Origin of the sequence: Rothia sp. HMSC075F09, assembly GCF_001810515.1 — a bacterium.
Taxonomy (GTDB): Bacteria; Actinomycetota; Actinomycetes; order Actinomycetales; family Micrococcaceae; genus Rothia.
On record NZ_KV801780.1, the window covers coordinates 384,229 to 406,082 of the forward strand.

At 62.4% G+C, this 21,854-nt stretch carries 12 protein-coding genes and 1 tRNA gene; 1 reads left to right on the plus strand and 12 read right to left on the minus strand.

The window, feature by feature from the left end:
• Positions 1-61: 61 nt before the first annotated feature.
• The gene (gene gndA, locus HMPREF2749_RS03390; protein WP_070593429.1) at positions 62-1,534 is read right to left on the minus strand and encodes an NADP-dependent phosphogluconate dehydrogenase; all 1,473 of its coding nucleotides are present in this window, start codon (positions 1,532-1,534) and stop codon (positions 62-64) included.
• Positions 1,535-1,730: 196 nt separating this feature from the next.
• Positions 1,731-1,803, minus strand: a tRNA-Val gene (locus HMPREF2749_RS03395).
• Positions 1,804-2,283: 480 nt separating this feature from the next.
• Here HMPREF2749_RS03395 and aceE point away from each other — a divergent pair.
• Positions 2,284-5,016 carry a pyruvate dehydrogenase (acetyl-transferring), homodimeric type gene (gene aceE / locus HMPREF2749_RS03400; RefSeq protein ID WP_049352774.1) on the plus strand — a complete coding sequence of 911 codons (2,733 nt, stop codon included), beginning with the start codon at positions 2,284-2,286 and terminating at the stop codon, positions 5,014-5,016.
• Between the two features lie 199 nt (positions 5,017-5,215).
• On the opposite strand, the gene HMPREF2749_RS03405 is transcribed toward aceE, so the two are convergent.
• The 10 genes from HMPREF2749_RS03405 to HMPREF2749_RS03455 form a co-directional block, all read right to left on the minus strand.
• Positions 5,216-9,538, minus strand: coding sequence for a non-ribosomal peptide synthetase (locus tag HMPREF2749_RS03405; protein WP_210395313.1), 4,323 nt, complete (start codon positions 9,536-9,538; stop codon positions 5,216-5,218).
• A 242-nt stretch (positions 9,539-9,780) separates the two neighbouring features.
• The gene (locus HMPREF2749_RS03410; protein ID WP_005507422.1) at positions 9,781-10,008 is read right to left on the minus strand and encodes a phosphopantetheine-binding protein; all 228 of its coding nucleotides are present in this window, start codon (positions 10,006-10,008) and stop codon (positions 9,781-9,783) included.
• Positions 10,009-10,074: 66 nt separating this feature from the next.
• Positions 10,075-11,775, minus strand: coding sequence for a (2,3-dihydroxybenzoyl)adenylate synthase (locus HMPREF2749_RS03415; RefSeq protein WP_070593430.1), 1,701 nt, complete (start codon positions 11,773-11,775; stop codon positions 10,075-10,077).
• 245 nt (positions 11,776-12,020) lie between these two features.
• On the minus strand, positions 12,021-13,439 hold the full coding sequence (locus HMPREF2749_RS03420; protein ID WP_070593431.1) for an enterochelin esterase domain-containing protein: 1,419 nt from the start codon (positions 13,437-13,439) through the stop codon (positions 12,021-12,023).
• Positions 13,440-14,017: 578 nt separating this feature from the next.
• Complete coding sequence (locus HMPREF2749_RS03425) at positions 14,018-14,860, minus strand: ABC transporter ATP-binding protein (protein WP_049349016.1); 843 nt, start codon at positions 14,858-14,860, stop codon at positions 14,018-14,020.
• Complete coding sequence (locus HMPREF2749_RS03430; protein ID WP_049337913.1) at positions 14,860-15,966, minus strand: FecCD family ABC transporter permease; 1,107 nt, start codon at positions 15,964-15,966, stop codon at positions 14,860-14,862. The genes HMPREF2749_RS03425 and HMPREF2749_RS03430 overlap by 1 nt, the downstream gene beginning before the upstream one ends.
• Entirely contained in the window at positions 15,966-17,033 is a 1,068-nt protein-coding gene (locus HMPREF2749_RS03435) for a FecCD family ABC transporter permease (protein ID WP_080974537.1), read from the minus strand. Before HMPREF2749_RS03435 ends, HMPREF2749_RS03430 begins: the two co-directional genes overlap by 1 nt.
• 145 nt (positions 17,034-17,178) lie before the next feature.
• The gene (locus HMPREF2749_RS03440; protein WP_070593432.1) at positions 17,179-18,225 is read right to left on the minus strand and encodes a plasmid partitioning protein; all 1,047 of its coding nucleotides are present in this window, start codon (positions 18,223-18,225) and stop codon (positions 17,179-17,181) included.
• A 213-nt stretch (positions 18,226-18,438) separates the two neighbouring features.
• Positions 18,439-20,466, minus strand: a complete 2,028-nt coding sequence (locus HMPREF2749_RS03450; protein WP_070593434.1) for a peptidase — start codon at positions 20,464-20,466, stop codon at positions 18,439-18,441.
• 126 nt (positions 20,467-20,592) lie between these two features.
• Positions 20,593-21,666 (minus strand): ABC transporter substrate-binding protein, encoded by a 1,074-nt coding sequence (locus HMPREF2749_RS03455; RefSeq protein ID WP_070593435.1) that lies wholly within the window; start codon positions 21,664-21,666, stop codon positions 20,593-20,595.
• Positions 21,667-21,854: the final 188 nt, after the last annotated feature.

Genomic DNA, 21,854 nt, shown 5'->3' on the forward strand with positions numbered 1-21,854 from the left:
CGCCTTCGACCGGATTCTCATCCAGCCGAAGGCGGGCTTTGACGTATTCAGCTACGTGAGCTTAGTGAACGTGAATGTCCGCTGCGTTCACCTCGGAGCGGTCACCACTCCACATGGTGTGGAAGGCGCCCTCTTCGTCAATACGACCGTAGGTGTGCGCACCGAAGAAGTCACGCTGGCCCTGAATCAGGGATGCGGGCAGGCGGTCGCGGCGCAGACCGTCGTAGTAGGACAGTGCGGAAGCAAACACCGGCACGGGGATGCCCAGTGCGGTCGCCTTAGCCACCACGCGACGCCAGGAAGGAACGAGCTCCTCCATGAGGTTCTTGAAGGCGGGTGCCAGCAGCATGTTCGCGGGTGCTTCGCCTGCGTAGGCAGCCATGATGTCGCCCAGCAGCTCGGCGCGGATGATGCAACCTGCACGCCACAGCGATGCGATGGTGTCCAGCTTCAGGTCCCAACCATATTCCTTGCCTGCGCGGGTGAGCAGGTCCATGCCCTGTGCGTACGCAACGAGCTTGGATGCGAAGAGTGCACGGCGCACATCCTCAACGAACTCGGGGTCACCTGCACCGATGCCGGTGGTTGCAATCAGACCTGCGGGCAGTTCGCGCTGTGCCTGCTCGCGCTGCTCACGCTCAGAGGAGGAGAGGGCGCGTGCGAACACGGACTCTGCGATAGCGGAGACGGGGGAACCGAGGTCCAGGCCAGCCTTAGCGGTCCACAGGCCGGTACCCTTCTGGCCCGCTGCGTCAACGATAACGTCGACCAGGGGCTTGCCGGTCTTTGCGTCTACCTGTGCGAGCACCTCTGCGGTGATTTCGATCAGGTAGGAGCTCAGGTCGCCTTCGTTCCAGGTCTTGAAGATTTCTGCCTGCTCGGCGGGCTCAATGCCTGCCACGGAGCGGAGAATGTCGTAGGCCTCGCCGATCACCTGCATGTCGGCGTACTCGATGCCGTTGTGGACCATCTTCACGAAGTGACCCGCACCGTCGGTGGAGATCCATGCGCAGCAGGGTGCGCCGTCCTGCGGTGCCTTCGCTGCGATCTTTTCGAGCAGCGGGCCCAGGTGCTTGTAGGACTCTGCGGAGCCGCCGGGCATCATGGAGGGGCCCCAGAGAGCGCCCTCTTCGCCGCCGGAGACGCCAACGCCCACGAAGTGCAGGCCCTTTTCAGCCAGGGCGTGCTCGCGACGGATGGTGTCGGGGAAGTGGGAGTTACCGCCGTCAATAATGATGTCGCCCTCATCGAGCATGGGGGTGAGCTGCTCGATAACAGCGTCGACGGGTGCGCCCGCCTTGACCATAATCAGGATGCGGCGGGGAGACTCGAGGGAGTCGACGAGTTCCTGCAGGGACTCGGTGCGGATGAAGTCGCCGTCTGCGCCGTGCTCAGCCAGCAGTGCGTCGGTCTTCTCTACGGAACGGTTGTGCAGTGCCACGGTGTAGCCGTTACGTGCCAGGTTGCGGGCGAGGTTTGCGCCCATGACAGCAAGGCCGGTGACACCAATCTGTGCCTTCTTGTTTTCAGTCATGTATATAAGGATACGCGCTGAGGACAGGCTATATACAGGTAGAGTGTACTTTTATACCCTGATGGACTGTTCTTCTCACTCTTGGAGAAATGCACCGGGACACGCATCGGGATACTCGCGGGGGAATACGGCCCGGGTGGGTAAACCGCTGAGGGTAAACAAAAACCCCGGTACCGTGCGGTACCGGGGTAATCGGTGGGTCCTACCGGGATCGAACCGATGACATCCACGGTGTAAACGTGGCGCTCTACCAGCTGAGCTAAAGACCCGTAGTTCTCACTGTTTCGTTTCCATTCCAGTGACGAACACAAGAAACAACTATACGGGCTTTTGAGGTGCCACGCAAATCCAGAACACGTGTTCTATGTCTCAATATTTTTTTCATTTTCCCACCGCACCCAACATCAAGCCACACCAAGCCACAGCTACCCTCCCCCTCAGAAACAAGCCACACCCTCTCATTCCGCGCCATTCCGCCAACCCCGCCATTCCGCGCCATTTAGGTGCAAAAAGACCCTAACTAGTACTTTTGATGCGCATTTTTTCCACTCAGATAGTCACAATGCGAAACCCACATCACAAAAACCCCCATTTGAGACCAAGAGAGGCACCTTTAGGTCTAAGATAGTAGAGATAAGAAGCGAAGTGGGTCTTACAGACCTATAGCGCTTAAACACAAAGATTGTTCGACAACGCAACAACGCGCGGCGGGCGATCTCACAACCGCACAGAAGAGAGGTTGGATTAGTTTGGCTAACGTACCGAACGAGCACTCCCTGAGCACCCTTCTCGATGGCTTCAAGGACATCGACGTAGAAGAGACCCAGGAGTGGGCCGAGTCCCTCGAGGACCTTATCAAGACTCACGGCACCGAGCGTGCAGAGTACATCCTTCGCGCACTGCTCAAGGAGGCTGGCGCAAAGGGTGTTAAGGTCCCGACTCTGGTCAAGACCGACTACATCAACACCATCCCCGTCGACCAGCAGCCCGAGTACCCCGGTGATGAGGAACTCGAGCGCCAGTACCGCGCATGGATTCGTTGGAACGCAGCAATCATGGTTCAGCGTGCCCAGAAGAAGGGCATCGGCGTTGGCGGTCACATCTCCACCTTCGCAGGTGTGGCTGACCTCTACGAAATGGGCCAGAACCACTTCTTCCGCGGCCGTAACCACCCCGGTGGCGGTGACCAGGTCTTCTTCCAGGGTCACTCCTCCCCCGGTGTCTACTCCCGCGCATTCGTTGAGGGCGTCCTGACCGAAGAGCAGATGGACGGCTTCCGCCAGGAGAAGACCAAGGGCGCAAACGGTATTCCTTCGTACCCGCACCCCCGTTGCATGCCCGAGTTCTGGCAGTTCCCGACCGTTTCCATGGGTCTGGGCCCCCTGAACGCAATCCACCAGGCATCCTTCAACAAGTACCTGCACAACCACAAGATCAAGGACACCTCCGAGCAGCACGTCTGGGCATTCCTGGGCGACGGCGAAATGGACGAGCCCGAGTCGCGTGGTGCACTGCAGCTGGCTGCAAACGAGCACCTGGACAACCTGACCTTCGTCGTCAACTGCAACCTGCAGCGTCTGGACGGCCCCGTTCGCGGTAACGGCAAGATCGTTCAGGAGCTCGAGGCATTCTTCCGCGGCGCAGGCTGGCACGTCATCAAGGTCCTGTGGGGCTCCGACTACGACGAGCTGCTCAAGAAGGACAAGAGCGGCAAGCTCATCCAGCTGATGAACGAGACCCTCGACGGTGACTACCAGACCTTCCGTGGCGAAGACGGTGGCTACATCCGCGAGCACTTCTTCGGCAAGTACCCCGAAACCAAGGAACTGGTTGCAGACCTGACCGACGAGCAGATCTTCAACCTGCGCCTGGGTGGCCACGACGACAAGAAGCTCTACGCAGCCTACAAGGAAGCTATGGAGACCAAGGGCAAGCCCACCGTCATCCTGGCACAGTCCATTAAGGGTGCGGAGCTCGGCCCCTACTTCGAGGCACGTAACTCCACCCACCAGATCAAGAAGTTCACCATGGAAGCACTGAAGGGCTTCCGTGACCACCTGAACATCCCCATCTCCGACGAGGAGCTGGAGAAGGATCTGTACAACCCGCCGTACTACGTGCCCGAGGCAAGCCACCCGGCACTGCAGTACATGCACGCACGCCGTAAGGAACTCGGCGGTTACATCCCCGGCCGTGCAAACACCCAGCCTGAGATTATCCTGCCCGAGTCCAAGGTCTACGCACAGACCAAGAAGGGCTCCGGCAAGCAGACCGCTGCTACCACCATGGCGTTCGTCCGCCTGATGAAGGACCTCATGCGTGTGAAGGGCTTCGGTCACCGTATCGCTCCCATCACCCCCGATGAGGCACGTACCTTCGGTATGGACTCCTTCTTCCCCTCGGCTAAGCTGTACAACCCCAACGGCCAGAACTACGTGCCCGTTGACCACCAGCTCATGCTCACCTACACCGAGTCCCCCGAGGGCCAGATCGTTCACGTGGGTATTAACGAGGCAGGCGCAACCGCTGCGTTCATCGCACTGGGCTCCTCCTACGACACCCACGGCGAGCCGATGATCCCGATTTACATCTTCTACTCGATGTTCGGCTTCCAGCGCACTGGCGACGGCTTCTGGGCTGCTGCCGACCAGCTGTGCCGCGGCTTCGTCATCGGTGCAACCGCAGGTCGTACCACCCTGTCCGGTGAGGGTCTGCAGCACAACGATGGCCACTCCCCGATTCTGGCGTCCACCAACCCGGCGTTCAAGATCTACGACCCGGCTTACGGCTACGAGATCGCTCACATCGTGGAGCGCGGTATCGAGCAGATGTACGGTACCAAGGACGAAGACCACAACGTCATGTACTACCTGACCGTGTACAACGAGCCGATTCACCAGCCTGCTGAGCCGGCAAACGTTGACGTTGAGGGCATCATCAAGGGTATCCACAAGATTAGCGAGTCCCCGCTGACCTCCGGCCCCAAGGCACAGCTGCTGGCATCCGGCGTTGCTGTTCCGTGGGCTGAGAAGGCTCAGCAGCTGCTGGCTGAGGACTGGGGCGTCTCCGCAGACGTCTGGTCTGTCACCTCGTGGACCGAGCTGCGCCGCGACGGTATTGCCGCTGAGGAAGAGGCTCTGCTGAACCCGAACCAGCCCGCTCGCGTTCCTTACGTGACCCAGAAGCTGGCTGGCGCTGCTGGCCCGATCGTCGCGACCACCGACTTCGCTTCGGATGTTCCCGACCAGATCCGCCAGTTCGTTCCGAACGACTTCGCAACCCTGGGTGCTGACGGCTTCGGCTTCGCAGACACCCGCCCGGGTGCACGTCGCTTCTTCCACATCGATGCAGAGTCGGTTGTTGTCCGCACCCTGCAGATGCTGGCAAAGCGCGGCGAGGTTGCAGCAGACGTTCCCGCGAAGGCATTCGCTAAGTACGACCTGCTCAACGTGAACGCTAACTCCGAGCTGGAGCAGCACTAAGCATTTAGCTGTAGAACCCCGGTTCTGCGTTAGACGCTAAACGATGCCCCCGGTTGATGATTCATCAACCGGGGGCATTCGTGTTTTAACTGTGAAGGGGTGCAGGATACCCGAGCTGATTCCTGTCGATATGCTCGTTGACTATGCGTTTCTCATGTAATAAATCAGACGTGACCGGAGTTTTGGTTGCCTGGTGCGTCTAGCCGGCGAAGTGGCCGGTCACCTCCGCCAAACGCGCCGGATTCACCAAATCAGGGTGCGTACCCTCCAGCAGCACCGAACGGAACGACGACGCATGCGCCGCCCAACCCGCCGCATCCAGGTACGGCTGATCCTCATGCGGCACACCCACCAGCAACACGTCACCATCAAAGAACGCCTGCTCAGCACCACGCATCAACGCCGCCGAAGCACGCATACTACCCAAGCACACGCCCAACTTCTCCTCCGGTAGGTAACCCATCGCCGAGCCTGCCCTCTGCAGGCGTTCCAGGGTACCCGGCAGGTCAAGCTGCTCACCAGCCGCAGGCTCCGGCAAACCGCCCATACGCAGCAGCGCACGGAAGCTCTCCTGCTCATCCGGCGCAGGCACGCCCTGCCACTGCTCCGAAGGATACGCATCCAACAGGATGACACGCTCAACCTGCGCACCCGCAGCCTGCGCCAACGCCGCAACCTGCACCGCGGCAGTACCGCCCACAGACCAGCCCATCAGGGCAAAACGACGCGGCAGCGAACGCTCCGCCAGGGTCTTCTCAATCTGTGCCAGGTAGCCCTCAGCCAACTCCTGCAGGCTCGACGCAAACCCAGCCTGCGGGTCAGAGAACGCCTCAGCCTGCACAGCATACACACCCTGCTGAGCCGGAAGATGCGAAAGGTACCCCGCATAGCACCAGCCCAAACCACCCGCAGGCGGCAGGATAAACAGCGGCGCGGGGGCATCGGTAGCGTCATGCGCGGTAGGTTGTTCTCGCAGCGGCAGAACCGGCGCGAACTCCGCACCCTCGCCACGCTCGCCCGCAATAGACGCCGCCAAAGCCTGCACGGTCGGATGCGCAAAAAGCGCACCAATGCTCACGCTCAGACCCAGCTGCTCCTCAACCGCGGCAATCACCTCAAGAGCCGCCAGCGAATGACCACCCGAGGCAAAGAAATCCTCATCCACGCCGAAACGCTCACGACCCAGCACACCGGCAATAATCGAGCACAGCTGCTGCTCCAGCAGGCCGTGCGGACCCTCAGCATCAGAAGTCTGAGGGGTCAGGTCCAGGGACGCCAACAGCTTGCGATCAGCCTTACCGGAGGGGCTCACCGGCAGAGCAGGTAGAGTATGCCACAGGGTCGGCACCATGTAGTCCGGCAGAACCTGCGCACAATGCTCGCGCGCCGCCTCCACCAGCTGCTCGGCACGTTCAGCGGGCACGTCGCCGACCTCCAGCACCGCCGCCAGGGCAGGCTCACGCAGACCGCGGTACAGCAGAGCCACCGAAGCGCTCACGCCCTCAACCGCGGCAAGAGCCATCTCAATATCGCCCAGTTCCAAGCGCTGACCGCGCACCTTAATCTGGTAGTCCGTGCGGCCGCGGTAGCCAATGACGGCGCGACCATCGGGAAGAATCTCCCAGCACGCCAAATCGCCCGTGCGGTACAGGCGCTGACTCTCACCATTCAGCAGCGCGAGCGCACCGGCGGGAGCCTGCTCCACGAAAGCCGCCGCGGTCGCCTGCGGGTTGTTCTTGTAGCCGCGCGCCAGCTGCACACCCGACAGGTGCAACTCACCCGTCACGCCCACCGGCACGGGGTGGCCGGTCGGGTCAAGAATCAGGGTGCCGGTGTTCCAGACCGGCTCGCCAATGGGCACGCTCTCGCGCTGCGGGTCGTTGGACGTCTCCCAGAAGGTCACGTCCACCGCCGCCTCGGTCGGGCCGTAGAGGTTCAGCGGGTACACGCCCAGAACCTCGCCCGCAGCCTGCACCTGGTCCTTCTGCAGCGCCTCACCCGAGCAGACCACGTAGCGCAGGGGCTGCTCTCGGTCCTGACCGAAGCCGGCATCAGCCAGGATGCGGCGCGCCGCCGGCGAAGAGGTCAGCGCCGACAGCATGGTCGGCACAAAGTGCACCGCCGTGACGGACTGCTCGGCAATCACGCGCGCCAGGTAGGCGGGGTCGCGGTGACCCTCCGGGGCGGCAATGACCACGGCGGCACCCTCGGCGAGAGGCCAGTACAGCTCCCACACGTGCACGTCAAAGGAGATGGGAGTCTTGTGCAGAACGCGGTCGCCCTCCCCCACCGGAATCTGGTGCTGCTGCCAGCGCAGGCGGTTATCAATCGCGCGGTGGCTGATGGCAACGCCCTTAGGCCTGCCCGTGGAGCCGGAGGTGAAGAGCACGTAAGCGTCCTCGTCCAGGCCGGTTTTCATGCCCGGAAGCTCCTCTGCGGCGGGTGCTGAGGAGTGTTCCCCGTTGGGTTCCTCATCGCTCAGTAGGGGCAGAGTATGCTGGGGCAGGTTCGCGTGACGCTGCGGTTCCTGCGGGTTCAGCTCTTCCGCGCTCAGCGGCTGCAGACCGGGGCCGTGCAGAAGCAGGGAGCACTCGGCGTCCTCCATCATCACGCCCACACGCTCGGCGGGCAGATCAGGAAGCACCGGAACGTAGGTGGCGCCAGCGTACAGCAGGGCGTACAGCGCCACGTACTGCTCGGCGCCGCGGTGCACACGCAGACCCACTGCGTCGGAAGGGCGAACACCCCAGTCCAGCAGCTGCGCGGCAAGCGCACGGGCGCGCTCGTCCAGTTCGGCGTAGGTGAGGGCACGGTCAAAAGCGTAGGCGCGATCCGACTCAGGGGTGAGCACCTCACCGGGCGCGGGGGCAGAATCCAGCACCGCGAGCGCCTGCGGATGCGCCGCCACCGCGTCACGGAAGCGACCCAGCAGGGTCTTATACTCCATCGGATGCTCGGTAAGCGCCGGGGCGGTCAGCTCGCGCAGGGTCGCCAGTTCAGCCTCGGTCGCCAAGCCGAGATTGTTCAGGGAAGCGCCCTCGCGCTGCGCCTCCGCCGCGTAGGCGGGTAGCCACTCGCTCAGGCGGGCGGCGTGACGTTCCAGCTCCTCGGCGGTGTAGAGCGCCGGGTTCATGTCAATCTCGCAGGAGATGCTGTTGCCGCGGCCGGGCATGCCGCGCAGGGTGAAGGTCGCGTCGGCAACGGGACCGGCAGAGATATTGTGAATACGCGCGGTCGGTACCGCGGTTCCGGACTCGTCCTTGGAGGGTGCCGCCAGCGGCAGCACCGCGTCAAAGGGCACCACGTTAATCTGCGCACCAAACAGCCTTGACTGGGCGTTACGCGCGGTACGTTCGAGGTCTTCCTGACGAGCCAGCGGATGCTCGGCGTTACGGGCGTACTGCTCCTTCACCGAGTGCAGGGACTCCGCGATGGGGCCGGTCGCCGCAACCTGCACCGGCAGAACGTTCACCGCGGTACAGCCGGTCTGAGCGCTCACCGTGCCCAGGGCGCGGGTCGCCTCCGGCAGAGTGCGGGCGAACATGCGGTTCATCTGCGGCACGCCGAACGAAGCCTGCGGGTAGCCGCCCACACGCGCCAGGTACGAGCCGACGGCGGCGGTCGCCAGCACGGGCCAGGAGACGGCGTGCTGCTTTGCCGCATCCAGCAGGGCCTGCTGGGTGGGCACATCAATGCTGAACGCCAGGCGCACAGACTGCGCCGACGGGGAGGCGGTACGACCCGCCAGGGAGGTATCTTCCTGTTCCAGGGCGCCGCTCGCCTCCCAGAAGGCGACGTCTTCTTCACGGGCGGTGGAGGCGGCATCGTCGGCATCGAGCAGCTGCTGCAGGCTCATGCGGCGGGTTGCCGGAACCGGCTGACCGGCGGACAGGGCGCGGTATATCGCCGCCACGCGGGAGAGGCCGTTGAACGCGGCGAACCCGTCTGCAACCACGTGGGAGAAGGAGTGGTAGACCCAGAGGAAGCCGCCGTAACGCACCACTGCGCTGCGCACGGTCACGCCCTCATCGGTGGCGAGAGGCTGGGCAAGCAGGCGCTGTGCCCAGGCGCGTACCGGCGCGGGCAAATCAGAGTCAGGCAGGGCTGATTCAGGCAGGTCAGAGGCGTTCTCCTCCCCCGCCTCGGCAGTGTCGCTCAGCTCGTCCTCATCCACGAGCAGGTCAATACCCTCAAGGAACACCTCAAGCGGCAGAATCTGCTGGGATGCGGAACCATCGGCAATGCGGGTGCGCACGCGGAAGCCCTCGTTCTCGCGGTAGAGCTGTTCAAAAGCCTCGCGCAGCAGAGCGAGGTCGGTGTCTGCGGGGCATTGCAGAACCTCCGCGGTGTTGTAGCAGGGGTTCGTGGGGTCAATCGCGGCGGCAAAGTAGATACCGCGTGCGTTAGTGGTTAGCGGCAGCCAGGGGCTGTCAGCGCTGTGCTGTGCGGAGGGGTTCGCGGCGGTGCGAAGGTCGGAAGCAGTCCCGAAGCTAGCGGGTGCGGTAGTATCAGCTACGCCCATGGTGGCCTCTCTCAAGGTCTGGATCAGGGATCTGGATTAGGGATGAGGTGTGTGTGAAGGGTCGGGCTACTCCCCCGCCGTTTCGCGCTGGCAGAAGTGCACTAACAGAAGTGCGCTGACAAGTGCAAACGCAGCTACACAACACGGCGTAAAACCGGCGCACAGAAAAACGAGGCGAGTAGCAAACACCCCGGGCGCCCGTCTGCATTCGCGGCAGGCGGGCACTCGGGGTGCGGTAACGCTTAGCCCAGGCGGGAGGCGATGAACTCCACGGTCGGGTTCTCCACCAGCTCGGTAAACTCAATCACGGCGCCCTCAGCGGCAAGGTCGTCGAGCAGGGCGAATGCGCCCATAGAGTCCATGCCTAGGGAGAACAGGTCGGTGGTCGGCTCGTCAAAAGCGGTCTGCAGGGAGTCGGGCTCGACGATGTACTTCTCCATGATGGGGCGCAGGGTCTCAAATGCGGACATTTTTCTCCTCAATAGGGGTAGGAATAAGGGCGTACGGTTTAGCCGAAAATGGTCAGCTCAAAGGGTTTAGCCGAAAATTTCGGCAAGCTTGGCGCGCAGCTCGCGGCGGGAAATCTTACCCACGTTCGTGGTGGGCAGCTCCTGCAGAACCTGCACGCGCTCGGGGATCTTGAAGTCGGCGAGCTTCTTCGAGGTGAAGAACTCGTGCATCGTGCGGCGCGGGTTTTCGCCCAGGTCGGCGCCTTCCTTTGGCACAATGACCAGGCCCACGCGCTCGCCCACGGTTTCGTCCGGGATACCCAGAACCACGGCGTCAAAAACGTCGGGGTGGGTCAGCGCCAGCTCTTCGATTTCGTCCACGGCAATCTTCTCGCCGTTGCGGTTAATCTGGTCCTTCGCGCGGCCGGTCACCTCAAGGTACTTGCCTGCGACCAGTCGCACAATGTCGCCGGTGCGGTAGAAGCCGTCCTCGGTGAATCCGTAACGGTTTGCGTTCTCCTCCAGGTAGTAGCCGCGAATCGTGTACGGGCCGCGGGTGAGCAGGTGGCCGCTCTCGCCGCGCTTGACCGGCTGATCCTGATCATCAACAATCAGGATTTCGTCGTCGGGGCTGATCGGGTAGCCCTGAGTCCTCAGACGCATCTCAATCGGGTCGGTCGAGCGGGTGTAGTTCACCAGACCCTCAGCCATGCCGAACACCTGCTGAACGGTGCAACCGAGCACCGACTCAATCTTGCCCGCAACCGCCGGGGCCAGCTTCGAACCGCCCACCTGCAGGGTCTGCAGGGACGGCAGGGACACGCCGCGCTTCTCCGCGGAGGCGACCCACGCCTGAGCCAGCGGCGGCACCAGCGCGGAAGTGGTCACACCCTCCATCTCAATGAGGTGGAACGCAGTCTGCGGGGACGGATCCGCCGCAAACACGAGCTTGCCGGAGGCACACATGACGCCCAGAATACCGGGCGAGCTCATCGTGAAGTTGTGGGCGGCGGGCAGCACCACGAGCATGGTCGTGTTGTTGTTCAGCTTGCAGATGTCGACCGAGCCGCGCACCGAGTACAGGTAGGCGGCGTGGGTGCGAGGAATCAGCTTCGAAATGCCGGTGGTACCGCCGGAGAGCTGCAGGAACGCCACCTGCTCGCTCGCGCGGGTCTTCTCGGTGTTCTGGATGACGCCGGGCACGAACTCTTCAGCGAGCTCTTCTTCGGTCAGCGGGGTCAGCGGCTCCGCAACATCAATAGCAACCGGCGGCTCCAGGGAGTTCTTGCGCAGCTCGGCGGCAACGTCCTCGTGCAGGGCGGCGAAATCTGCGCCGGGGGTCAGCGAAGAGAACACGTGCGCCGCAGCGTCGGTGCGGGTCGCAAAGTGAACCAGCTCGGTGGTGCGGTGCTGCGGCAGGCAGAACACCGGCAGAGCCGCCGCCCAGAAAATACCCAGCAGGTACACCAAGTACTCGGCGGTGTTACCCAGCTGCAGCAGCACGCGGTCACCGGGCTGCACACCAGCCTGAACGAGGCGCGCCGCAGCGGCACGACCTGCCGCCTCCAGCTCACCGTAGGAGAGGCGAATCTGCTGGGGCTTGCCGTCCTCATCGAGCTGCGCGTGCGAAAGCGCCACCAGCGCCGGGAAGTGCGGCTTTGCGCGGCAGGCATCCAGCAGGAACTCGGGGATGGTCTGGTCAATCCAGTAGCCGGCTTCGCGGTACTTCGAGGCAAAAGACTCGGGGATGAGCGGCGTGGGGGCCAGGGGGCTACGTTCTACGGTCATCTTCTCTCGATTTCTGTGTCGTTTGCGGTTTCTATAGCGCTCACGTTGTGTTCGCAGCGTGATGCCATCTCGTCAATGAGGGCGGGTGCGCAGCCTACGCCGGGTACCCTTCGGTACCCCTCGCGGCGCGGTAGTGTTGCACTTCTCTTAGGCTGTACTTCTCTAGGATACGGGCGCGGCGGTGTTTACCCTAACGGGAACCCCGCACGCCCACCATGCGGGGCGTGCTCTACCGTGCGGGAGCCCTAAGCAGCCTCTCGCAGGTCCTCTGCAAAGCCCAGCTCAGTGCGTTCAGCCTCCCGGCTGGCAGCAATAATACGCTCCAGGGTCGGCACAATCGCACCGCGCCAGCACGCATAATCATGACCGCCGTTGAAGGTCGTGCAGCGCGCTCTCTCCAGGCCCAGCTTTTCCAGGCGCTCCTTCAGCTCACGGTGAGGAGGCACCAGAACCCACTCCTGCTCCCCCACCTCAATCTCAAGGTACAGGTGGCGCAGACGGTCAATCTCGCCCGCCGCCTCCAGCTCGTCCAGGCGGTCCATGACCTGCGGTTGCCACAGCGACGAAGACTGCGCAATCGCGCCACCAAACGCCTCCGGACGGCTCAGCACCGCCAGCAGGGAGGACAGGCCACCCAGCGACTGACCGTTAATCACAATGTTCTGCGGGTCGGTCTTAATGCCGTGCACCGCTTCCAGGTGCGGGAACGCAATCTCCACCAGGTAGTCGGCAATCGGATTGTCGCCGTTCAGTTCCTTCCAGCGGTTCTCGCGGCCGCCGGAGTGCAGGAAGAACACGTGCATCGCCGGAATACGGCCCGCCTCATGGGCGCGGTTGAGGGTCTGCTCCATACCCTGGCTGAACCACATCTCACCGTCGAACTGGATGAACAGCGGCGCATCCGGGGCGGGGTCACCCACGCGGCCAAGCACGTACTGGTGACCGTCAGAGGTCTGCATCCACTCGGGGGCGGGCAGCGCGTCAATCTCTTCCTGAGTCAGGATGAACTCCTGCACCGGCGCGTGCTCAAGCTGCACCACACCCATGCAACGACCGATGCGGTTGCACACGGTCTCGGGGTTCAGCGGGTCACCCTCGCCAGAATCCAGGGCGGCGCGCAGGCGCACCTGGTCGTCATCGCCCAACCAGGCGGGGCGCTCGCCGGGCAGCGCCGGCAAGAAGTTGTAGGAGGCACGCCAGGTGGTTTCCATCTGTATGCTCAGCTGCCACCAGCCAGTGCCCTCGATGCGGGCCATAAGGGAACGGTCAAGGTTCTTCTCATCGGTCAGGCGGTTGATGAACATGAGCACCTGCTCCGCCTGCTCGTTGCGGTAGAGGAAGGTGACGATGCGCTCGTTCTCACTGATGCTACCGTCTTCGCGGTGCACCGGCTCGATAATGGGGGTGCCTTCGGAGACGATCTCAAGGATGCGGGCGTTCAGCTCTTCGGGGCTGACCGCATCGGCGATAATGGCGCTGATGAGGGGGCTGTCCACGCGCGGTGCCGGTACGGGGCGCGGGATCTTGGGAGGGGCCGGGCGCACGGCTGGCGCAACGGTACGCGGCTGCGCCGAAATAGCCTGTTCAAACGCAACCTGTTCAGAAGTGTTCTGTGCAGAAATACTCTGCGCGGGAACGGTCGCGGTGGGTTCGTGCTCGCCCAACGGTTCCTCCTTGGTCTGTGGAAACACTCAATCGGTGAGAATCGGTGAGGAGGCGCATTATTGTTAGTTAGCCTCTACTACCTCACTCTATGGTATCCCTTACCCAAACTCCAGCCAAAGGGAAAAACGAAAGAACCAAAAGATGACATTCATGACAGCGAACACACGCTGCTAAAACCCAAGCACGAAGCCGCCGCAGCCCCGCCCAGACCGGCACAGCCCCGCCCAGACCGGCTCAGAGCAACCCAGCCCAGCCCCGCCCAGACCAGCTCATCCCAGCCCGGCTCAGAAGTTAAAAGAGATGAGGCACCGAGACCGTGCATCAAACCTCTCAAGTCGCAACTTTCAAAGTCTCATGCGGCAGTCTCGGTGCCTCATCTACGGGTTCCCAAAATGGAACCTACCCAGTGCTCGGATCCGTTCATGCGTCAAAGACGGGCGAGCACCGGGTAGGCGCCCTACGCGCAGGGGATCCTGGGTCCCTCAGATCCTAACGTTCGCTGCTCGGCGCAATGCCAAACTTTTCCACCCGTACTGAGACGGTTGGTGCAAACTCCCACGCGGCTTAGGGGCGAAAACTATTCGCTTTCGCGGGCCGCCGAAATAGCGTCAGCGGCAATATGAATTGTTTGGTTCTCCTTCGGAATAACCAAAGGGGTACCAGTGCATGGATCAGGAATAATGACCGATTGCAGGTCAAAAACTTCCTGAATGAGTTCCGGTGTAATTATCGCACGCGGATCGCCCTGAGCGATAATCCGGCCCTGCTTCATTAACACAACATGAGTAGCATACCTGAAAGCGAGGTTCAGGTCATGCAAAACCACGGCTACCGTTCGCCCTTCGGAATGCAATTTCTTCGTCAGGTTCAGCACCTCAATCTGGTGCGTGATATCCAGGTAAGTGGTCGGCTCATCCAGCAGAATCAGCGGGGTCTGCTGCGCCAGGGTCATGGCAATCCACACACGCTGACGCTGACCGCCCGAGAGCGCCTCAATGGGACGCTCAGCAAGCTCCAGCACGTTCGCCGCCTGCATCGCCTCCACGCAGGCGCGCTCGTCCTCATCAGACCAGGAACGCAGCAGCGACTGGTGCGGGTAGCGGCCGCGCGCCACCACATCCGCCACGGTCACGCCGCTAGGCGCCTCCGGGGTCTGCGGCAGCATCGCCAGGATCTTGGCGATAGCGCGGGACTTCATCTGCGGCAGCGGGGTGCCGTCCAGGCGAACCTCACCCTCCTTGAGCGGGTTCACGCGGGCAAGAGCCTTCAAGGTGGTCGACTTACCGCAGGCGTTCGGGCCCAGGATAACGGTCAGCTCCCCCTCCGGCACCTGAAAATCTACCCCGTTGAGCACCGTATGCTCACCGTAGGCAACCACCATGTTCTCGCCTTCAAGGCGGGTCGTCACACTAGCGTTCACTAGCTCTTCTTCCTTTCGAGGTAAATCAGGTAAATCAGGTACAGGCCGCCAATCGCGCCGGTCACCACACCCACCTGAATGATGCGTCCGGGAACAGCGAATCGGCCAATCAGGTCAGAGCCGAGCACCATGAGCGCACCCATAAGTGCCGCGGAGGTGAAACCCACCCCGCCACTGCGAGACAGGGTCTTCGCGATGTGCGGTGCCGCCAAGGCGACAAAAGCAATCGGGCCGGTCGTCGCGGTCGCCAGCGAAACCAGAAGCACACCAATAAACAGAGCCGCCACACGGTACGCATTCACGCTCACACCCAAACCGGATGCCACCTGGTCACCAAAACGAATCGCGCCCAGCGGGCGGACCAGCATCAGCAGCAGCGGAGTCACCACGAGCAGCAGACCCAGCAGTGCGTAGGTGCGCTCCCACGTGATGTCGTTCAGCGAACCGGCAAGCCAAGACGCCGCGGTCTGCGCCTGAGTCAGCGAAGCACGCACCACCAGCAGCGCATTGAACGCCGCCAGGGTCGAACCCACACCAATACCGACCAGCACCAGGCGGAAGCCATGCAAACCCGTACGGCGCGTCAACAACCACACCAGCACCGAAGTCGCCAAGCCACCAACCACAGCGCCCAGAGCAACCTCAACGGGACCGGAATTGAAGACAATAATCTGCAACAGCGCACCGGTCGCGGCACCATTCGTGAAACCGATAATATCCGGCGAACCCAGGGCATTACCCGAAATCACCTGGAAAATCGCACCCGACAGACCAAGCGCCGCACCCACCAGAAGCGCCGCCACAATACGCGCCGCACGCTGCTGAGCGAAAGTCACAGCAATCTGCTTACCCTCACCCATCAACGCCGGAATGACCTTCTCCGGGGCGATCTTGTAGTCACCCTGCAACATGCCCCAAAACGCCAGCGCCGCAATCAGCACCACCAACGCCACATTCAGGATCAGCACACGCCACGGCACCTGAGCACTCAGCGGACCGCGCACAGTCAACACCGGGCGGCCGCCCAAATCGCGGCCGCGACGACGTGCAGAACGATTAGCGGGGCTGGTGGCAGTTGCCGTCGAAAGAGCGGAAGAATTCGACATTAGAGAGCCTCCACCTTACGACGAGTCATCAAGAACAAGAACACCGGGGCACCGGCAAGAGTCGCCACAATACCCACCTGAGTCTCCTGCGGAGCCACCAGCACACGCGCCAACACGTCAGCACACAGCAGCCACACCGGACCCAACAGTGCCGAACCATAATTCACCCAGCGCACATCATTACCGAGCAAAGCACGCACCACAAACGGCACCGCCAAACCCACAAAACCAATCGGACCCACCGCAGCAGTCGCCGCACCGGCAAGCACCGTCACCGCCAGCAACGTCAAGTTCTGGGTCGTACGCACGCTCACGCCGAGGCTGGTCGCCGCCTCCTCGCCCATACTCAGAGCATTAATCGCAGGAGCCACAAAGAACGCCACCAGCATACCCAGCAGAATCACCGGACCCACCGTCGACGCGATATCCATACCGCGGCCCTCCAGCGAACCGGCAACCCACACACGGAACTCGTTATATGCATCCTGATCAGCCAAAATCAGGCCCTGCGCAATCGCCGACAGCGCCGCAGAAATCGCCACACCCGCCAGAGCGAGCTTCACAATCGACCCGTCACGACCACGACCCAGCGTGTACACCAGCACCGCAGCCAACGCGCCACCAATCGTCGCAGCAACCATGTACTGCCAAATACCCATCACGCCAAAAACCACCACGGAAGCAATCACAGCCACCGCAGCACCGGCATTCACACCCATCAGGCCGGGCTCAGCCAGCGGGTTACGAGTCAACGACTGCATCAAAGAACCGGCAACCGCCAACGCCGCACCCGCCGCAAGACCCACCAAGGTACGCGGAATGCGCTGCTCCATCACAATCGTCTGCGCCTGCTCAGAAGCAGTGCCATTGAAAACAGCCAGAACCTGATCCGGCGGAAGATTATTCGACCCGAACAGCAAAGAAGCAGCCACAGCCCCCACCAAAAGCACCGCAAACAAGAACAGAAAAGCCAGGCGCTTACCCAACTTCTGCCCCTGAATCACAGAACCCTGACGGGACGTACTCTCCTGCTGAACATCTCGGGACAATGAGCTCGTGAAGGCCACTATGCTCCTTATGCTCGATACAAGAAAACAGGGAGGCACACCCGGCGCACCCACACCACACGAGGGGCACCCGGCACACCGGTAGATAATGAGAGAAACGCCGGAGCGGGCGGGTTACTCCCCCACCCGCATCCGACGTTAAGTCTTAGCGCTTACGGGTCAGCAGCAGCGCAGCGGCACCCACAATGCTTACGCCCAGAACCACCACGCCAATCCACGGGAACGCAGCACCGTAAGTCACGGTCTGAACGGTGGATGCGGTGTTAGCCGCGCCCGAAGCTGAAGCGCTCGGGTTCGACGCAGTACCGCGCGCAGAAGACGAAGAAGATGCGCTCGCCGAAGCGGTCGCCTTCTTCTGGGCATTTGCAGAAGCCGAAGCAGCAGGCGCAGCGGAAGAGCCAGAGGTACCGGAGGTACCGGAAGAGTCAGCTGCCGCGTTCAGGCGGTCGTACTCCTCCTTGGTGATGGTGTTGCCGTCAGCATCGGTGTACACGGTCTCAGCCTCAGCCGCGCCACCTGCAGAACCATTCGAGGAGCCGTTCGAACCACCATTGGACGAGGACTCGTTGGAATCGTTAGAGCCCTGAGCCTCGTCTGCAGAGTCTGAGTTGTTAGAGTTCGAGCCGCCATTCGAGGAACCACCGTTGCTCTTCGAGCTGGAAGAGCCGCGGTTCGAGGAAGAACCCGAAGAATTCGAGGAGGAATTATCCGAACCGCCCTCGCCCACCACGGTGAACTCGGGGCTACGGTTGCTGTACGCCTCGGTGCCCAGGTACTTGCCGTCCTTGTCACGCTTCTCACCAGTTGCAAGGAAACGCAGAGTGTGAGTGCCAGCGCCAACATCCGGCAGAACGAAGGAACCGGAGACGTTACCGTTGCCATCGGTCTTCTGCTGGTGCACCACGCAAGCGCCCTGTGCCGCATCGGAGGGGCACAGGTTACCGTCGTCCACCTTCACGGACACCACAGTGTTTGCGGGGAAGCCGCTCACGCTAAAGGAAATCACGCCGTGCTCGCTCACAGAGGAGGAAACAGTCGAAGAGGTGCCGGGGGTAGATGCCTTCGCACCGCCCGGAGGCAGAGCGGATGCAGTGCCAACGCCCAAGCCCAGCGCCAGGGTTGCGGCAGCACAGGCGGTCAGCGCCTTAGAGGTCAGGGATGCCTTCGGGGCTCCCGAAAAAGGTGCACGCATGGTGGTCCTTTCAAAATTACCGGGGTCGAAGCTGAACGCTACCGGGTTCGTGGAGGTGCAGTTCAGTAGGTCGGTGCAGTTCAGTAGGTTGCGACCCGAGTGGTTAGTGGGGCATCCGGCCCACGCCCCTGTTCAAGGGTGCGGGGCCAAGAGTGGGGGGCGTGAGCCGGTGCCGATATGAATGTGTGGTCAGAGCTTACTTCTTGAGAGAGCTTACTTCTTGGAGGTGCGCAGCAGCAGAGCCGCAGCCAAAACCACCAGGCCAGCCGCCGAAAGCAGCAGGTTATTGGCGTTGTTGACCAGCCACTTGGTCAGACCGGTCAGCTCAGTACCCTCAATGACCGGGCCCTGCGCCTTCGTACCTGCGGCGGATTTCTGCGAGTTCTGCGTGTTCTGCGAGTTCTGCGAACCGGCGGCAGCCTTCACTGCCTTCTTTGCGTTAGCTTCGGTCTTCTGCAGGTTGGATGCCAAGGTCTTCTGCGCGCTCTGAACCTTCGCCTTAGCCTGCACGCGGTTCACGACCGGAGCGGTGCTCTGCGAGAGCGCGGCGAGGGATGCGTCCACGTCGGTGGCGCGGGTGCTGATGCGGCCGCCCGCGTTACGCATGGGAACCGGCGCTGTAGAGGTGCTGGTTGCGGGGTTCTCGTTCAGCTCTTCAACCAGCTGGTCGGTGGCGTCCTGCTCATCACGGGAAACGTCCTGACGAGGGGTAACAGCACGTTCCACGGTCATGTCAGCAAAACCGAGCACCGCATTGTCAGCGCCCTGGTTGCCGTTGTGCACAACCACACGGTAGGTGGCGGCGGGCATGCTCACGCTGGTTTCGTAGCTGAAGCTACGGTTACCGTCCAGACGCTTCCAGCCGGAGCCGTAGAGGGTCTGCGGGGAGTTGCCCAGGTAGGTCGCGGCGTACACCCAAGTGCCCGGTTCAGCATTCGGCACGGTCACGGTCACGGTGGAACCGTCACGGCTCACCTGCACGCCATTACCCGCGGTCAGCTCGGAGGCGTTGACCGGCTCGGGCGCGTCACCGGGGGCGTACTCACCGATGGTGAAGGTGGTGTTGATGCCGCCCTGGCTGTTGGCGCCGCCGTAGGTTCCGGATCGGTCGCCCTCACGCAGGCTACCGGTCAGCAGGCGCAGGGTGTGCTCACCGGAGGCGTACTTGGCGGCGTCTTCGTCATTCTTGAAGGCTGCGTTGTCGCGGGTGGGCAGGTCAATCCAGGCGTCGATATGGCCGTTCTCATCGGGGGTGATGACAGCCCAGATGGTGCGGTTGTCGTTGACCGCGGTGGCGTCGTTACGGGATACCTTGCCGTCGTCAATCTTCAGACCGATAACGGATGCCTTCTTGTCTTCAGGGTTGCACCAGCCGTCACCGGTCAGGTGCAGCTTGCCGCCCTGAACCGCCTTGGGGTTCTCGATGCTCAGGCGCGGGGTGAAGGAGCCGTCAGCGGGGGTGCAGGTTTTCGAGTCTTCGCTGGGTGCCGGGGTGGGGTCTGCAGTAGGTGCCGGGGTGGGTTCTGCGGTAGCAGAGGGATCCGCGGTAGGCTCGGCAGTCGCAGAAGGCTCAGCGGTAGCAGAGGGCTCCGCAGTAGGCTCGGCAGTCGCAGAAGGCTCTACAGTTGCGCTGGGCTCAGCGGTAGCAGAGGGATCCGCGGTCGGTGCCGGGCTCGGAGCCGGGTCGCTCAACGTAATATTCTGCGACACAGATGCACGACGGTCGTAGGTGTTGCCGTCCGCATCCGTACCGCCCAGGGAACCGGAAAGCACCTGAATACGGTGGCTGGTGCCTTCCACGGTCCAGCCCTTGTTCTTGAGCTGTTCAGCGGTCAGACCAGTGTTTTCGGGGGTCGGCAGGGAGACCTCAACCTCGAAGGTGCCGTCCTCCTTGGCGATTGCCATGAAGTTCGCGGGCGAGTTGCCGCCCTGCTTGGTGAGCGGGTTAATCGCCTGGTGCGCTTCATCCGGCAGGGCGTCGAGGAACTTCACTGCGAACACTGCGCCGCGACCGGGTGCGGTGCTGGTAAAGCCGGTGCCGCGCAGCACGAGCTTACCTTCGCGCCACTTCTCGGTGGAGATGGTCACGGCAGCCTTAGCTTCCTGCTGGGTGGCGGCGGGGGTATCCGCGAATGCGAGAGTGGTGCCGGTCAGCGCTGCTCCGGGGGTGATGAGCGCGCCGGCGAGAGCCACGACGGCACCGTAGCGGGCTGCGGTGCGCACGGGTCGAGTTTCGGTCATGGTGGTCCTTGAGGATGGTGTGGTGGGTCGTGCATCCCCTTCCCGCCGCGGTTTTTAGGTCGCGGTGGGAAGGGTGGCGGAAGCTTCAGCGGGTGATTGCTTCACAGGGTATTTAGAGCGGGGCGTTTAGAGCGGAAGCGCCTTCTTGACGTCTTCGATAATGCCCTCGAGCAGCAGCGGGCCGCCGGTGGAGGTCCACTTGGAGCCGTCCACGAGAATCACGTGGTCGTCCTTGACTGCCTTCAGGTTGGTGAAGCCGGAGGTTTCCTTCGCCTTATTCAGTGCTTCTTCAGCGCCCTGCAGACCTGCGGTACCCTGTGCGTTCGGGTTCTTCTGGCTTGCGCCGCCGAGGGTGCCGAGGAACATGTAGTCCGCGTCGATGGTTGCCAGGTTCTCCAGAGAGACCGGTTCGGAGTGGCCCTGGCCGTTGCGGTCCTGCGCCTCGGGGCGCTTGAGGCCCAGGTCGTTGAGTACCTGGCCGGCAGGCAGTTCCTTGAGGATCAGGGCGGGGCCGTTGCCTGCCCAGCGGACGATGGAGAAGGTCTTGTCGCCGTACTTGGGGGCGAGCTGATCCTTCAGCGCTGCGGCGTTTGACTCGTATGCCTTGATGACTTCTTCGCCCTTGTCGACCATGTTCATAGCGTTGGCGACGTTGCGGAAGTTGATGCGCCAGTCGCCGCCCGCGTAGCCGCAGTAGACGACGGGAGCGATCTTCTTGAGGGTTTCGAAGGCCTCAGAGCGCTTGTCTACGCCGGTGGAGTCGACCAGAATCAGGTCGGGATCAAGGTTGCCAATCTGCTCGTAGTTGACCTGGGCGACGGTGCCGATAATCTGCACGCCCTTGGCGCGGTCGGCAAGGTAGTTGGGCACGCCGGACTGGCCGCGACCGGAGACGGAACCGACGGGGGTCACGCCGAGGGCGAGCAGGCCGTCGAGGGTGGGCTCAGAGAGGACGATAACCTTCTGCGGGTTGGCGGGAACTTCTACGTTCTCCTCGTCAATGTCCTTGATGGTGCGGGTACCGCTGTTGCCACCGGAGGTGGAACCGCCGGAAGTGGTGGTCGTGGTGGTCTCGCTGCTGCATGCCGCGAGGGCGAGAGCAGCCGAGGAGGCGAGCGCCAGGCCGAAGAATGCGCGGCGGTTAACGCCCGATGCGCCGTGGTTTTCGGCGTCGGTCAGCTCGGTTCGGTTGAAAGACATAGTTCCCCCTAGATATGACTAAACTATACCTAACCTTACAGATATCTGAGTGTTACATCAAGATGTGTTCTGTTTGCCTTCTCTGACCGCCAGGATACCCGGTTTTGCCGCGGAATTGCGCGGGGTAACATATATCACGCTTTGTCATAGTCTTGCTGACACTATGTCATTTAAACAGGCCCTCTCCC

Excerpts from the sequence above, each read along its gene's own strand:
- gndA (WP_070593429.1), bottom strand. The coding sequence starts at position 1,534 with ATGACTGAAAACAAGAAGGCACAGATTGGTGTCACCGGCCTTGCTGTC.
- HMPREF2749_RS03430 (WP_049337913.1), bottom strand. The coding sequence starts at position 15,966 with ATGTCGAATTCTTCCGCTCTTTCGACGGCAACTGCCACCAGCCCCGCT.
- HMPREF2749_RS03450 (WP_070593434.1), bottom strand. The coding sequence starts at position 20,466 with ATGACCGAAACTCGACCCGTGCGCACCGCAGCCCGCTACGGTGCCGTC.
- HMPREF2749_RS03410 (WP_005507422.1), bottom strand. The coding sequence starts at position 10,008 with ATGTCCGCATTTGAGACCCTGCGCCCCATCATGGAGAAGTACATCGTC.
- HMPREF2749_RS03415 (WP_070593430.1), bottom strand. The coding sequence starts at position 11,775 with ATGACCGTAGAACGTAGCCCCCTGGCCCCCACGCCGCTCATCCCCGAG.
- HMPREF2749_RS03405 (WP_210395313.1), bottom strand. The coding sequence starts at position 9,538 with ATGGGCGTAGCTGATACTACCGCACCCGCTAGCTTCGGGACTGCTTCC.
- HMPREF2749_RS03440 (WP_070593432.1), bottom strand. The coding sequence starts at position 18,225 with ATGCGTGCACCTTTTTCGGGAGCCCCGAAGGCATCCCTGACCTCTAAG.
- HMPREF2749_RS03455 (WP_070593435.1), bottom strand. The coding sequence starts at position 21,666 with ATGTCTTTCAACCGAACCGAGCTGACCGACGCCGAAAACCACGGCGCA.